14 protein-coding genes are annotated in these 14,142 nt (G+C 51.4%); 10 read left to right on the top strand and 4 right to left on the bottom strand.

Annotated features, from left to right (window positions below):
* Positions 1-19 precede the first annotated feature (19 nt).
* The 6 genes from murC (at position 20) to lpxC (ending at position 6,744) form a co-directional block, all read left to right on the top strand.
* On the top strand, positions 20-1,495 hold the full coding sequence (gene murC / locus GW579_RS10675; protein ID WP_165059005.1) for a UDP-N-acetylmuramate--L-alanine ligase: 1,476 nt from the start codon (positions 20-22) through the stop codon (positions 1,493-1,495).
* Positions 1,488-2,408, top strand: coding sequence for a D-alanine--D-alanine ligase (locus tag GW579_RS10680; RefSeq protein WP_165059007.1), 921 nt, complete (start codon positions 1,488-1,490; stop codon positions 2,406-2,408). The genes murC and GW579_RS10680 overlap by 8 nt, the downstream gene beginning before the upstream one ends.
* A gap of 1 nt (position 2,409) precedes the next feature.
* Complete coding sequence (gene ftsQ, locus GW579_RS10685) at positions 2,410-3,249, top strand: cell division protein FtsQ (protein WP_152325126.1); 840 nt, start codon at positions 2,410-2,412, stop codon at positions 3,247-3,249.
* Positions 3,246-4,502, top strand: a complete 1,257-nt coding sequence (ftsA, locus tag GW579_RS10690) for a cell division protein FtsA (protein WP_009634688.1) — start codon at positions 3,246-3,248, stop codon at positions 4,500-4,502. Before ftsQ ends, ftsA begins: the two co-directional genes overlap by 4 nt.
* Before the next feature lie 71 nt (positions 4,503-4,573).
* Positions 4,574-5,728: a cell division protein FtsZ gene (ftsZ, locus tag GW579_RS10695; protein WP_013577005.1), complete on the top strand. Its 1,155-nt coding sequence runs from the start codon at positions 4,574-4,576 to the stop codon at positions 5,726-5,728.
* 98 nt (positions 5,729-5,826) lie between these two features.
* Positions 5,827-6,744, top strand: a complete 918-nt coding sequence (lpxC, locus tag GW579_RS10700; RefSeq protein WP_152325125.1) for a UDP-3-O-acyl-N-acetylglucosamine deacetylase — start codon at positions 5,827-5,829, stop codon at positions 6,742-6,744.
* A gap of 15 nt (positions 6,745-6,759) precedes the next feature.
* Here the strand turns inward: lpxC and GW579_RS10705 are convergent, their stop codons facing one another.
* Complete coding sequence (locus GW579_RS10705; RefSeq protein ID WP_165059008.1) at positions 6,760-7,284, bottom strand: DUF721 domain-containing protein; 525 nt, start codon at positions 7,282-7,284, stop codon at positions 6,760-6,762.
* A 26-nt stretch (positions 7,285-7,310) separates the two neighbouring features.
* Here GW579_RS10705 and secM point away from each other — a divergent pair, with 26 nt between their 5' ends.
* The 3 genes from secM to mutT all read left to right on the top strand — a co-directional run bounded on the left by secM (position 7,311) and on the right by mutT (position 11,150).
* Positions 7,311-7,838 (top strand): secA translation cis-regulator SecM, encoded by a 528-nt coding sequence (gene secM, locus GW579_RS10710; RefSeq protein ID WP_165059010.1) that lies wholly within the window; start codon positions 7,311-7,313, stop codon positions 7,836-7,838.
* Between the two features lie 80 nt (positions 7,839-7,918).
* Entirely contained in the window at positions 7,919-10,636 is a 2,718-nt protein-coding gene (gene secA, locus GW579_RS10715) for a preprotein translocase subunit SecA (RefSeq protein ID WP_152325122.1), read from the top strand.
* Between the two features lie 112 nt (positions 10,637-10,748).
* Positions 10,749-11,150: an 8-oxo-dGTP diphosphatase MutT gene (gene mutT, locus GW579_RS10720; RefSeq protein ID WP_165059012.1), complete on the top strand. Its 402-nt coding sequence runs from the start codon at positions 10,749-10,751 to the stop codon at positions 11,148-11,150.
* Positions 11,151-11,229: 79 nt separating this feature from the next.
* Here mutT and yacG read toward each other — a convergent pair whose 3' ends face one another.
* The 3 genes from yacG to coaE are packed head-to-tail and all read right to left on the bottom strand — an operon-like array spanning position 11,230 to position 12,817.
* Positions 11,230-11,433, bottom strand: coding sequence for a DNA gyrase inhibitor YacG (gene yacG, locus GW579_RS10725; protein WP_152325120.1), 204 nt, complete (start codon positions 11,431-11,433; stop codon positions 11,230-11,232).
* Between the two features lie 9 nt (positions 11,434-11,442).
* Positions 11,443-12,195, bottom strand: coding sequence for a cell division protein ZapD (gene zapD, locus GW579_RS10730; RefSeq protein WP_152325119.1), 753 nt, complete (start codon positions 12,193-12,195; stop codon positions 11,443-11,445).
* Complete coding sequence (coaE, locus tag GW579_RS10735) at positions 12,188-12,817, bottom strand: dephospho-CoA kinase (RefSeq protein ID WP_165059014.1); 630 nt, start codon at positions 12,815-12,817, stop codon at positions 12,188-12,190. Before coaE ends, zapD begins: the two co-directional genes overlap by 8 nt.
* A 242-nt stretch (positions 12,818-13,059) precedes the next feature.
* Between coaE and GW579_RS10740 the strand changes: the two genes are divergently transcribed.
* On the top strand, positions 13,060-14,103 hold the full coding sequence (locus tag GW579_RS10740; protein WP_165059016.1) for a GMP reductase: 1,044 nt from the start codon (positions 13,060-13,062) through the stop codon (positions 14,101-14,103).
* Positions 14,104-14,142 lie beyond the last annotated feature (39 nt).

Genomic DNA, 14,142 nt, shown 5'->3' on the forward strand with positions numbered 1-14,142 from the left:
TGAAATAGTGAATAAAAACGTGAATACACAACAATTGGCGAAACTGCGTACCTTCGTGCCCGAGATGCATCGTGTCCGGCACATTCACTTTGTTGGCATCGGTGGTGCCGGCATGGGTGGTATCGCCGAAGTGTTGGCCAATGAAGGCTATCAGATTAGCGGTTCTGACTTAGCGCCGAACGCGGTCACTCAGCAACTGACTGCACTGGGCGCGACAATTTATTTCAATCACCGCCCGGAGAATGTGCTGGATGCCAGCGTGGTGGTGGTTTCGACGGCAATCTCTTCCGATAACCCGGAAATTGTTGCCGCCCGTGAAGCGCGCATCCCGGTTATTCGTCGTGCGGAAATGCTCGCAGAACTGATGCGTTTTCGTCACGGCATCGCCGTGGCAGGGACACACGGTAAAACCACGACCACGGCGATGGTCACCAGTATTTACGCAGAAGCCGGGCTGGACCCGACTTTCGTAAACGGCGGACTGGTTAAAGCAGCCGGAACACATGCGCGTCTGGGTTCCAGCCGTTTTCTGATTGCAGAAGCGGATGAAAGCGATGCGTCGTTCCTGCATCTGCAACCGATGGTGGCGATTGTGACCAACATCGAAGCGGATCACATGGATACGTATCAGGGCGATTTTGAAAACCTGAAACAGACGTTTGTAAATTTCCTGCACAATCTGCCGTTCTACGGACGTGCGGTGATGTGTATTGATGATCCGGTGATCCGTGAGCTGATCCCGCGTGTAGGCCGCCATATGACGACCTACGGTTTCAGCGAAGATGCGGATGTCATTATCGAAAATTACCGTCAGGTTGGCGCGCAGGGGCACTTTACGATACGTCGTCAGGATCTGCCGCTGATCAGCGTAACCCTGAACGCACCGGGCCGACATAACGCCCTGAATGCCGCTGCGGCCGTTGCTGTTGCGACAGATGAAGGTATCAGCGATGACGCAATTTTGCGTGCGCTGGAAGGCTTCCAGGGAACGGGTCGTCGTTTTGATTTCCTGGGCGATTTCGCGCTGGAAAATGTAAACGGAAAAACCGGAAGCGCAATGCTGGTTGATGACTACGGTCACCATCCGACAGAAGTGGATGCGACAATCAAAGCTGCGCGCGCGGGCTGGGCGAACAAGCGTCTGGTGATGATTTTCCAGCCTCACCGTTACACGCGTACCCGCGATTTGTACGACGACTTCGCGAATGTGCTGTCTCAGGTCGATGTGCTGATCATGCTCGACGTTTACCCGGCAGGTGAAGCGCCAATTCCGGGTGCCGACAGCCGCTCGTTATGCCGCACCATTCGTGCGCGAGGCAAGCTGGATCCTATTCTGGTTTCTGATATTGACGCAGTACCTGAAAGTCTGGCGCAGATCCTCGAAGGTGACGATTTAGTGCTGGTGCAGGGTGCCGGTAACGTTGGCAAAGTGGCCCGAAAATTGGCTGATCAAAAGTTGCAGCCAGTGAAAAAAGGTGAAGAACATCATGTCTGAGAAAGTAGCGGTATTGTTGGGGGGTACTTCCGCAGAACGCGATGTGTCATTGCAGTCCGGCGCTGCCGTGCTGGCAGGTTTACGCGAATCAGGTGTGGATGCGCATGGCATCGACACCAAAACATTCAACGTGGCGCTTCTTAAAGAAGAAGGGTTCAGCAAAGTCTTTATCGCGCTGCATGGCCGCGGCGGTGAAGACGGTACGTTGCAAGGATTGCTCGAGCAAATCGGCCTGCCGTATACCGGCAGTGGCGTGATGGCTTCCGCACTGACCATGGATAAATTCCGCACCAAACTGGTGTGGCAGGCGCTGGGTTTGCCGGTTGCCCCGTTTGTGACGTTGCATCGTTCACAAATTGAAGAAGCAGGGCAGGGCGCTCTGGCGGCAAGAATCGCCGAATTAGGCCTGCCGGTTATCGTCAAACCGAGCCGCGAAGGTTCGAGCGTCGGCATGAGCAAAGTGACAACGGAAAAAGAGTTGTTGCCAGCCCTGCAGGAAGGCTTCCGTCATGACGATAACGTACTGATTGAAAAATGGTTAAGTGGCCCGGAATACACGGTAGCTATCGTGGGCGATCAGGTTATGCCATCAATCCGCATCCAGCCAGCCGGAACGTTTTATGACTATCAGGCGAAGTATCTTTCTGACGAAACACAGTATTTTTGCCCGAGCGGTTTAAGCGAGGAGCAGGAAAAACAGTTATCTGCGCTGGCCTTGCAGGCTTATCAGGCACTCGATTGCAGTGGCTGGGGGCGTGTTGACGTGATGCAGGATGGTGACGGCAGCTTTAATTTGCTGGAAGTGAATACTTCGCCAGGAATGACCAGCCACAGCTTAGTGCCGATGGCGGCTAAACATTCCGGGCTGAGCTTCCCGCAACTCGTTTTCCGTATTCTGGCTTTGGCTGACTGATATGTCTCAAGCCGCCCTGAATACCCGAGAGCGTGAGACGGCCGAGAGCAACAGCGGCCGTCGCAGTAACGGTGGCCAGCTGGCAGGGATTGTGTTCTTGCTGTTGGTGGTAGGAACTATTTTATGGAGTGCGTGGGCCGTTATTGGCTGGATGCAGGATGCGAACCGGTTGCCGTTGTCTCAGCTTGTGGTTACGGGAGAACGTCATTACACGACCAACGATGATATTCGTCAGGCGATTCTGTCCTTAGGGGCACCGGGAACGTTCATGACGCAGGATGTAAACGTCATTCAGCAGCAGATTGAACGTTTACCCTGGATAAAACAGGTCAGCGTCCGCAAGCAATGGCCGAATGAATTGAAGATTCACCTGGTGGAGTATGTGCCGGTCGCACACTGGAATGATCTGCATATGGTTGATGCCGATGGCAAATCATTCAGCATACCCGCTGAACGTGTGGTCAAACAGAAAATGCCGTTGCTTTACGGTCCGGAAGGCAGCGAACAGGATGTTTTGCAGGGCTTTCAAACGATGAGCCAGGCGCTGGCCGCCGGGAAATTCACGCTGAAGGCAGTAGCAATGAGTGCGCGTCACTCGTGGCAGTTAACTCTGGATAGCGACGTCCGGCTGGAATTGGGGAGAGATGACCGGATGGGGCGTTTACAACGTTTTATCGAGCTTTACCCGCGATTCCAGCAACAGGCTGAAGCCGATAAAAAACGCATTACGTATGTCGATTTACGTTATGACAGCGGTGCGTCGGTAGGTTGGGCTCCGGAGTTTATTGACCAGCAAAACAGTAATCAGCAACAGAATCAGGCACAGGCTAAACAACAATGATCAAGTCGACGGACAGAAAACTGGTAGTTGGGCTGGAAATCGGTACGGCAAAAGTCGCCGCATTGGTGGGGGAAGTTCTGCCCGATGGCATGGTCAATATTATCGGTGTGGGCAGTTGCCCGTCCCGGGGCATGGACAAGGGTGGCGTGAATGATCTGGAATCGGTGGTGAAGTGCGTACAGCGCGCCATCGATCAGGCTGAACTGATGGCGGATTGCCAGATTTCCTCTGTTTACCTTGCTTTGTCTGGTAAACATATCAGTTGCCAGAATGAAATAGGGATGGTTCCTATTTCAGAAGAGGAAGTCACGCAGGAAGATGTAGAGAACGTTGTGCATACCGCGAAGTCGGTACGCGTACGTGACGAACATCGTGTTCTGCATGTGATCCCTCAGGAATACGCCATTGATTATCAGGAAGGGATCAAAAACCCTGTCGGACTTTCCGGCGTGCGTATGCAGGCAAAAGTTCACCTGATTACCTGCCATAACGATATGGCGAAGAACATTGTGAAAGCGGTTGAACGCTGTGGCCTGAAAGTTGACCAGCTGATTTTTGCCGGTCTGGCTGCCAGTTATGCGGTTCTGACCGAAGATGAGCGCGAATTAGGAGTCTGTGTCGTCGATATTGGTGGTGGAACCATGGATATCGCGGTTTATACCGGCGGCGCACTACGTCATACTAAGGTTATCCCTTATGCAGGGAACGTGGTCACCAGCGACATCGCTTATGCGTTTGGAACGCCACCGACCGATGCCGAAGCTATCAAGGTTCGCCACGGTTGTGCATTAGGTTCGATTGTCGGCAAAGACGAAAACGTCGAAGTGCCGAGCGTAGGCGGACGCCCTCCGCGCAGTCTGCAACGTCAGACATTGGCTGAAGTCATCGAGCCTCGTTATACAGAATTGCTGAATCTAGTGAACGACGAAATTTTGCAATTGCAGGAGCAGTTACGTCAGCAAGGCGTAAAACATCATCTGGCCGCCGGTATTGTTTTGACAGGCGGCGCAGCACAAATTGATGGTCTGGCAGCTTGTGCGCAGCGGGTATTCCATACCCAGGTGCGTATCGGGCAACCTCTGAACATCACAGGGCTGACAGATTATGCGCAGGAACCTTACTACTCAACGGCTGTAGGGCTGCTGCACTATGGAAAAGAGTCTCACCTGAGCGGTGAGGCCGAAGTGGAAAAACGCGCCTCAGTGGGCAACTGGTTCAAAAGAATCAACAGCTGGCTGAGAAAAGAGTTTTAATGTTTTAACAACGGGATCATGCTGTTATGGTTTTTGATCCCGACGCGACAGGCACAAAACGGAGAGAAACTATGTTTGAACCTATGGAACTGACCAACGACGCGGTGATTAAAGTCATCGGCGTCGGCGGTGGCGGCGGTAACGCTGTCGAACACATGGTGCGTGAGCGCATCGAAGGTGTTGAATTCTTTGCCGTTAACACAGACGCCCAGGCGTTGCGTAAAACGGCTGTAGGCCAGACAATTCAGATCGGTAGCGGTATTACCAAAGGTCTGGGTGCTGGCGCGAACCCTGAAGTGGGTCGCAATTCTGCAGAAGAAGACCGTGAAGCCCTGCGCGCTGCGCTTGAAGGTGCTGACATGGTCTTTATCGCAGCGGGCATGGGCGGCGGTACCGGTACCGGTGCTGCGCCAGTGGTAGCTGAAGTTGCAAAAGATTTGGGTATTCTGACCGTTGCTGTCGTGACTAAGCCTTTCAACTTTGAAGGCAAGAAGCGTATGGCATTCGCGGAGCAGGGTATCGCTGAGCTGTCCAAGCATGTGGACTCCCTGATCACTATCCCGAACGACAAACTGTTGAAAGTTCTGGGTCGCGGTATCTCTCTGCTGGACGCTTTCGGTGCGGCCAATGACGTGCTGAAAGGTGCGGTACAGGGTATCGCAGAGCTGATCACCCGGCCGGGTCTGATGAACGTCGACTTTGCTGATGTGCGCACCGTAATGTCCGAAATGGGTTATGCCATGATGGGTTCCGGCGTGGCATGTGGTGAAGACCGTGCTGAAGAAGCGGCTGAAATGGCGATCTCCAGCCCGTTGCTGGAAGACATCGACTTGTCCGGCGCGCGCGGCGTACTGGTCAACATTACAGCGGGCTTCGACCTGCGTCTGGATGAATTCGAAACTGTGGGTAACACTATCCGTGCTTTCGCTTCTGACAACGCCACCGTAGTTATCGGTACTTCCCTTGACCCGGAAATGAATGACGAATTGCGTGTTACCGTGGTTGCGACCGGCATCGGCATGGACAAACGTCCTGAGATCACTTTGGTGACCAACAAGCCAGCCAGCCAGCCAGTGATGGATCACCGTTACCAGCAGCACGGGATGTCTCCGTTGCCGCAGGAAACCAAGCCAGCGGCTAAAGTGGTGAATGATCAAAGCGCGCAATCTAATAAAGAGCCCGACTATTTGGACATCCCGGCCTTCCTGCGTAAGCAGGCAGACTAGTCCGAATTGTAGGATCTCCGCTCTTTGTGCTAAACTGTCCCACCGATCTTAAGGTAAGCTTAGGTCGGTTGGATGGATAACATTGCGAGATAAATACGATGATCAAACAACGTACATTAAAACGTATCGTTCAGGCGACGGGCGTCGGTTTGCATACCGGCAAGAAAGTCACCCTGACTCTGCGTCCTGCACCGGCAAATACCGGGGTCATCTATCGTCGCACTGACTTGAATCCACCGGTTGATTTCCCGGCAGATGCAAAATCCGTGCGTGATACCATGCTCTGTACTTGCCTGGTCAATGAGCATGACGTACGCATTTCTACGGTTGAACACCTTAATGCGGCATTAGCGGGCCTGGGCATTGATAACATTGTTATCGAAGTCGATGCGCCTGAAGTGCCGATTATGGACGGTAGCGCCGCGCCTTTCGTCTATCTGTTGATGGACGCTGGGATCGAAGAACTGAACAGCGCGAAGAAATTTCTGCGCATCAAAGAAACTGTGCGTGTTGAAGACGGTGATAAGTGGGCGGAGTTCAAACCATTCAATGGTTTCTCTCTGGACTTCACTATCGACTTTAATCACCCGGCGATTGATTCCAGTTCACAGCGTTACAAAATGAACTTCTCCGCAGAAGCATTTGTTCGCCAAATCAGCCGCGCACGTACTTTTGGTTTTATGCGTGATATCGAGTACCTGCAGTCACGTGGTTTGTGCCTGGGTGGCAGCTTTGATTGCGCGATTGTTGTGGATGATTACCGTGTGCTTAACGAAGATGGCCTGCGTTTTGAAGATGAGTTCGTTCGTCACAAAATGCTCGATGCTATCGGTGACCTGTTCATGTGTGGGCATAACATCATTGGTGCGTTTACCGCATTCAAGTCTGGCCATGCGTTGAACAACAAGTTATTGCAAGCGGTATTGGCTAAGCAGGAAGCCTGGGAATTAGTAACCTTCCAGGATGAAGCTGAAATGCCTCTGGCTTTTAAAGCACCTTCCACAGTATTGGCGTAATCGGTACTGATATCATTACTTATTACGACTGGTTGTTTTGGCACCCTCTCCGGCCAATTCAGCCAGTCGTTCTAATGCCTTTCTGAGTTTTTCCGGGCTACGGCTCGCCAGTCCCCGTAATTCTTCCGCACTCTGCGCACTCAAATGTCTGACCGGCATCGATTCAGATGTGATCGCTTTATTTTTAACCGCAATCTGCGACGCATTTTCCATTTTCGCCATAAGCGAAGGATTAATCCTGATGTCGATTGACGACAATGATGGTAGAATTTGCGCTCGAAGTGCAGAGAGTAATGCGGGTTGTTCATAGCGTAAGCGCATCATCCAGCTGGCATTAGCTATCTCAAGTACTAAAACTCCCTGTCGATAATTACCGACACGACACCATGGTTGCATGGGCGCCGGTAACAGACCTTTCACTGCGCGGTTAAGTTTTAATAACGCCGCAGCACGCTGTTGAACAATACGCAGCGGGCTTTGCTCTGTGGAAGAGGCATCATCGAACAGGATATCTAATAATTGTGGGCGGCTATCGCGCATGATGGGCTCCGGCGGATTGTAAACTTGTGATTGGTATTCTAAATCGTTGGCGACAATTTGGCAGAAGGTATTTTTGGCCGCATCTCCTGTTGGGGATGGTAGCGGCGAGCCTTGGCGTGTCAACGAACCTCTCGCAAACGGAACTGCCTGCGGTTCCCAATACGTCCTCAAGTCTAAACCGACTTAACATCGGCAGTACAGGGCTGAGTAACCTCGCGTTGCTCCAGGCAAATCGCCGCCCGTCTTTCGGTGTGGATTACTGGCAGCAGCATGCACTGCGCACGGTCATCCGTCATCTTTCTTTTGCGCTGGCGCCGCAGGTGGTTTACACCGCAGCTCAACCTGAAATTGCCGCGCAGCAAGCAGAACCTCTTCACGTACAGCAACTTGCGCTGCTGGTGACCCTGAATGCATTACTGACGCATGAGTCCAAACCGCCTGTTATCATCCGTCACACGCAACAACCTTTCCTGAATTTCTCTTCATCGCATCAAACCGGACTGTGGTTAGCACAGGTGCAAGGCATTCGTGCCGGCCCGGCCTTCCTGATTTAACAGACTGTAAATTTAAACTCTATCTATAAATCAATAAATTAGTGGCTGCATTTAATGGCCTCCAAGAGATATTAAGCATCATGTTAATCAAATTATTGACCAAAGTTTTTGGTAGCCGTAACGATCGTACACTGCGCCGTATGCGTAAAGTTGTGGACCTTATCGGCCGCATGGAACCTGAAATTCAAAAGCTGACCGACGAACAACTGCGAGCTAAAACCGATGAGTTCCGTGAGCGTCTGGCGAAAGGCGAAGTCCTGGAGACTCTGATCCCGGAAGCCTTTGCGGTGGTTCGCGAATCCAGTAAGCGTGTCTTCGGTATGCGTCACTTTGACGTCCAGTTACTCGGCGGTATGGTGCTGAATGAGCGCTGCATCGCGGAAATGCGTACCGGTGAAGGTAAAACGCTGACCGCAACGCTGCCGGCTTACCTGAACGCACTGAGCGGTAAAGGCGTTCACGTTGTGACCGTCAACGACTACTTAGCCCAGCGTGACGCCGAAAATAACCGTCCATTGTTTGAGTTCCTCGGTCTGAGCATCGGTATTAACCTGCCAGGCATGCCTTCTCCGGCTAAACGCGCTGCTTACGCTGCCGACATCACTTACGGTACAAATAACGAATACGGCTTTGACTACCTGCGCGACAACATGGCTTTCAGCCCTGAAGAACGCGTTCAGCGCAAACTGCACTACGCGCTGGTGGATGAGGTTGACTCGATCCTGATCGATGAAGCACGTACTCCGCTGATCATTTCCGGTCCGGCAGAAGACAGCTCAGAGATGTACACCCGCGTGGACAAACTGATCCCTAAACTGATCCGTCAGGAAAAAGAAGATTCCGACACCTTCCAGGGTGAAGGCCACTTCTCCGTGGATGAGAAAGCACGTCAGGTTCATCTGACCGAACGCGGTCTGGTTCTGATCGAAGAGATGCTGGTTGAGGCAGGCATTATGGAAGAGGGGGAATCTCTGTATTCCCCGACCAACATTATGCTGATGCACCACGTCACCGCTGCACTGCGCGCGCACGTGCTGTTCACCCGAGATGTCGATTACATCGTGAAAGACGGTGAAGTTATCATCGTTGACGAACACACAGGTCGTACCATGCAGGGTCGTCGCTGGTCTGATGGTTTGCACCAGGCAGTGGAAGCGAAAGAAGGCGTTGATATTCAAAACGAAAACCAGACGCTGGCTTCTATCACTTTCCAGAACTACTTCCGTCTGTATGAAAAACTGGCCGGTATGACCGGTACTGCGGATACTGAAGCGTTCGAATTCAGCTCCATTTACAAACTGGATACCATCGTTGTGCCAACGAACCGCCCTATGGTGCGTAAAGACATGGCCGACCTGGTGTACATGACCGAAATGGAAAAAATTGGCGCGATTATCGAAGATATCCGTCAGTGTACTGCCAAAGGCCAGCCGGTTCTGGTGGGTACCATTTCGATTGAGAAATCCGAAGTCGTTTCTAATGAACTGACTAAAGCGGGTATTGCGCACAGCGTACTGAACGCCAAGTTCCACGCTAAAGAAGCAGATATCGTCGCCCAGGCTGGTCAGCCAGGCGCAGTAACCATCGCAACCAACATGGCCGGTCGTGGTACCGATATCGTGCTGGGCGGCAGCTGGCAGGTTGAAGTTGAAAACCTCGGTGAAGAAGCAACCGACGAGAAAATCGCAGAAATCAAAGCAGCCTGGCAGATTCGCCACGATGCGGTTCTGGCTTCCGGCGGTTTGCACATTATCGGTACTGAGCGTCATGAATCACGCCGTATTGATAACCAGCTTCGCGGCCGTGCAGGCCGTCAGGGTGACGCCGGTTCATCACGCTTCTATCTGTCTATGGAAGATGCCCTGATGCGTATCTTTGCGTCTGACCGTGTGTCGAGCATGATGCGTAAATTAGGTATGAAACCGGGCGAAGCGATTGAGCACCCTTGGGTGACCAAAGCGATTGCCAATGCTCAGCGTAAAGTTGAAAGCCGTAACTTTGATATTCGTAAGCAATTGCTGGAATACGATGATGTCGCCAGCGATCAGCGTCGTGCGATCTACAGCCAGCGTAACGAATTACTGGACGTGTCTGATGTCAGTGAAACCATCGCCAGCATCCGTGAGGACGTGTTCAAAGCAACTATCGACAGCTACATTCCGCCGCAGTCTCTGGAAGAAATGTGGGATGTTCAGGGTCTTCAGGATCGCCTGAAACAAGATTTCGAGCTGGAAATGCCGATTGCAGAATGGCTGGATAAAGAGCCTGAATTGCATGAAGAAACCCTGCGCGAACGTATTATGGAAATCGCGAAAGAATCTTACGCCCGTAAAGAAGAAGTGGTTGGCGCAGAAATGATGCGTAACTTCGAGAAAGGCGTGATGCTGCAAACGCTTGATTCCCTATGGAAAGAGCATCTGGCCGCGATGGACTACTTGCGTCAGGGCATCCATTTACGGGGTTATGCGCAGAAAGATCCTAAGCAGGAATACAAACGCGAATCCTTTGCTATGTTTGCCGCCATGCTGGAATCACTGAAATACGAAGTGGTCAGCGTGCTGAGCAAAGTTCAGGTTCGTATGCCTGAAGAAATCGAAGCAATGGAAATTCAGCGCCGCGAAGAAGCCGAACATCTGGCCCGTCAGCAGCAGCTGAGCCATCAGGATCAGCAAGAAATTGAAGTAGCTGAAGCTGCACGTCTTGCCGCATCTGGCGAGCGTAAAGTCGGCCGTAACGATCTCTGCCCATGTGGTTCCGGTAAGAAATACAAACAATGCCATGGCCGCCTGCAAAAGTAAGATCTCAGGCTAAGTCATCGTGTTAATCTTAAAGGCGGCTAATCACCGCCTTTATTTTTGTGTAAAAATCCTTATATAAGACAGTCATTATAGTCAGTCAATAGGTGGAAAAGTGACGCTTAAACAGCTGAATATCGCAGCCGGTATTATCCGGAATTCTGGTAAAGAAATCTTTATTACTCAACGTGATGCGTCTTCACACATGGCGGGGTTCTGGGAATTTCCGGGCGGTAAAATAGAAGCGGGTGAAACGCCTGAGCAGGCTGTCATTCGTGAGTTGCAGGAAGAAGTGGGCATTGAAGCGAAAGCACCTGTTTTGCTGAAAACGCTTGAACACAGATTTCCGGATCGCATTATCATGCTTTACTTCTTTCTGGTTGAAGAGTGGCAGGGCGAGCCATATGGAAAAGAAGGGCAACCAAAGCGCTGGGTTAAGCAGTCAGAACTGAAAGCGGAAGAATTTCCTCCCGCCAACGAAGCTGTCGTAAGCGCCTTAAAAAACAACGAATTCTGATTTTCTGAGCATCAGGGCGCCCACAAAAAAGGGGCCACGCCCCTTTTTAACATTTGCTAAATGCGACATCTTACAGATATCAGTGTGAAATCTCTTCTTCGCTCCAGTCATCCAGATCATTCACATCCCCTTTGCTCGGAATGCGTTTCTCTTCGTCGGCCCACTCACCGAGATCGATAAGCTGGCAGCGCTTGGAACAAAAAGGACGGTAAGGGCTTTCTTCGCCCCAGACCACCGTCTTGTTACACGTCGGGCAATTTACTTCAATAATTTCAGGATCCATTTGCAACTCCTAGCAGCAGGCAAGTTCAAAATTCAGTCGTGCCGGAACCACGCCATGCTCGCTGTCTAACGGTAAGAAGCGGATGGCATAACGGGTTTTGTGCCCGGAAACTTGCGGATAAAGCAGGTTTTCCAACGAGAGGCGCAAGCGTAACAGATCTGCACCTTCTGCGTTATCTTGGAAAAAACCATTCAGGCTGATTTGATTACGAAAAGCGCCGGACTGGCGAATTAAACCCAGCACCATCGTGAGTGAGTTGTTGAGTGGCGCCAGTGTTTCAAGCCAGTTCTGGACTTCGCTGTCGCGCTGAGATTGAGCCAGATGAAGCCAGATATGAAGCGTCGGCAAATCAAAACTACAGCAACCACCGGGAATACTCTGACGCTGACGAACCAAAGCAATCAGACGATCTTCTTTCAGCGCCTGACCGATTCGCGGTGCTTTCATCAATACGGAAGCGCACTGTTTCAGTTCGGCACGCAATCCGTCAATTCGCGACGCATCTACCCCAGGAACATCCTGCCATTGGGATAATTTCTGTTGCTGGCGTTCCAGTTCTTTCAGCAAATCGGTGCGGACTTCTCCGCGCTCCAGCACGTCGAGTAAATCAGACGCGGTGCGGAAGAACAGAAGGGCTGAAGCCGCAGCAGTAATTTGTGCATTTGCGTGCATCTGCTGTAGCAGGAATTCGATACGCAACCAGGTACGCATTTTTTCATTCAGAGGATGTTCAAAAAGAACGGTTGCAGCTACATCAGTCATGCTTGGCAATATCCTGTCTGTTTTCGCCCGCTGCCAGTTTCAGATAGCAGCGATGTAATTGGGCAACACGCGTTTCGATCGTTTGAGGATCTCCGCTGTTATCAATAATGTCATCCGCGCAGGCCAGGCGTTTTTCACGGCTCACCTGCGCGGCAATAATACTTTCAGCCTGATGGCGGTCAATGCCGTCGCGCAACATGGTGCGGGAAAGCTGAATTTGTGGCTCGACGTCCACCACCAGAACGCGATCAGCCTGCGTTTGCAATCCGTTTTCAATCAGTAACGGCACTACCCAAAGCACGTAAGGCGTATCGGCTTGCGCGATAAGGTGCTTTGTCCGGGCGTGAATAATAGGGTGTAATAATTTATTAACCCATTCTTTTTCAAGCGGATTACTAAAAATACGTTCCCGTAGCGCCGGGCGATTCAGTGAGCCATCGTCAAGAATGATACTTTTGCCAAATCGTTTGCCCAGCTCTTCCAGAGCCTGTTCACCCGGAGCTACAACCTGACGGGCAATAATATCTGCATCGACAATGCTTACGCCATGACGGCTGAAGCTTTCGGCAACGGTACTTTTGCCGCTTCCGATACCTCCGGTCAATGCAACGATATAGCTCATACTGGCGCTCTGATAAAATTAGTTAGGTAAATGATAAAGAGATTATGAGTAAGTGCAAGCCAAGGTCGTCTTGGTTTTTGATGCGAAAAATTATTCGCCAATGCAATCAAAAGTCTGTGATGTCTGTTGTAAAAGCATCCTTGCCGTTGTCATTTTCCTGTGTATGATAAAACCACTGGAAAGGGTGTCTAAAATTTGTTGTACGCCCTAGCGATCCGTCGCCAAACCAGGACAAAGCCGTCATGCGTATTGAAGAAGATTTGAAGTTAGGTTTTAAAGACGTACTCATCCGCCCTAAACGTTCTACCCTCAAAAGCCGCTCCGAAGTTGAACTTGAGCGCACGTTCACATTCAAACACTCCGGTATCAGTTGGTCAGGCACGCCGATTATTGCTGCCAATATGGACACTGTGGGTACTTTCCGCATGGCGACGGTACTGGCGTCTTTTGGTTTGCTGACGGCGGTGCATAAGCATTACAGCGTTGAGCAATGGCAGGCTTTCATCACCTCCGCTGAAGAGTCAGTATTAAAAAATGTGATGGTGTCGACTGGCACGTCGGAAGCTGATTTTGTTAAAACACTGCAAATCCTCGCGCTTTCTCCGCTGCTGAAATTTGTCTGCCTTGACGTGGCTAACGGCTATTCCGAACACTTCGTCGGTTTTCTGCAACGCGTTCGTCAGGCCTGCCCGGACAAAGTCATTTGCGCCGGTAACGTGGTCACAGGCGAAATGGTTGAAGAGTTAATTCTTTCTGGCGCAGATATCGTTAAAGTTGGTATCGGCCCGGGTTCTGTGTGTACCACGCGTGTGAAAACCGGTGTTGGCTATCCGCAACTTTCTGCCGTTATCGAATGCGCGGATGCTGCTCACGGGCTGGGCGGACAAATCGTCAGTGATGGCGGTTGTGCCGTTCCTGGGGATGTGGCGAAAGCTTTCGGCGGCGGCGCAGACTTCGTGATGCTTGGCGGTATGCTGGCAGCACACGAAGAATGTGAAGGCACTGTCGTTGAAGAAAATGGTGAAAAATTCATGCTCTTCTACGGTATGAGCTCAGAATCGGCAATGAAACGCCACGTTGGCGGTGTCGCCGAATATCGCGCTGCGGAAGGCAAAACTGTAAAACTGCCTTTGCGCGGACCGGTCGAAAATACCGTTCGTGACGTTCTTGGCGGCCTGCGTTCTGCCTGTACCTATGTCGGCGCTGAACGTCTCAAAGAACTGACCAAACGTACTACCTTTATTCGTGTCGCAGAGCAGGAAAACCGCCTGTTCGGCAGCAAATAAATCGGTAAAATTATCCGCGGCGAAATACGTTTTCGCCGC

Origin of the sequence: Rahnella contaminans, assembly GCF_011065485.1 — a bacterium.
GTDB classification, from domain to species: domain Bacteria; phylum Pseudomonadota; class Gammaproteobacteria; order Enterobacterales; family Enterobacteriaceae; genus Rahnella; species Rahnella contaminans.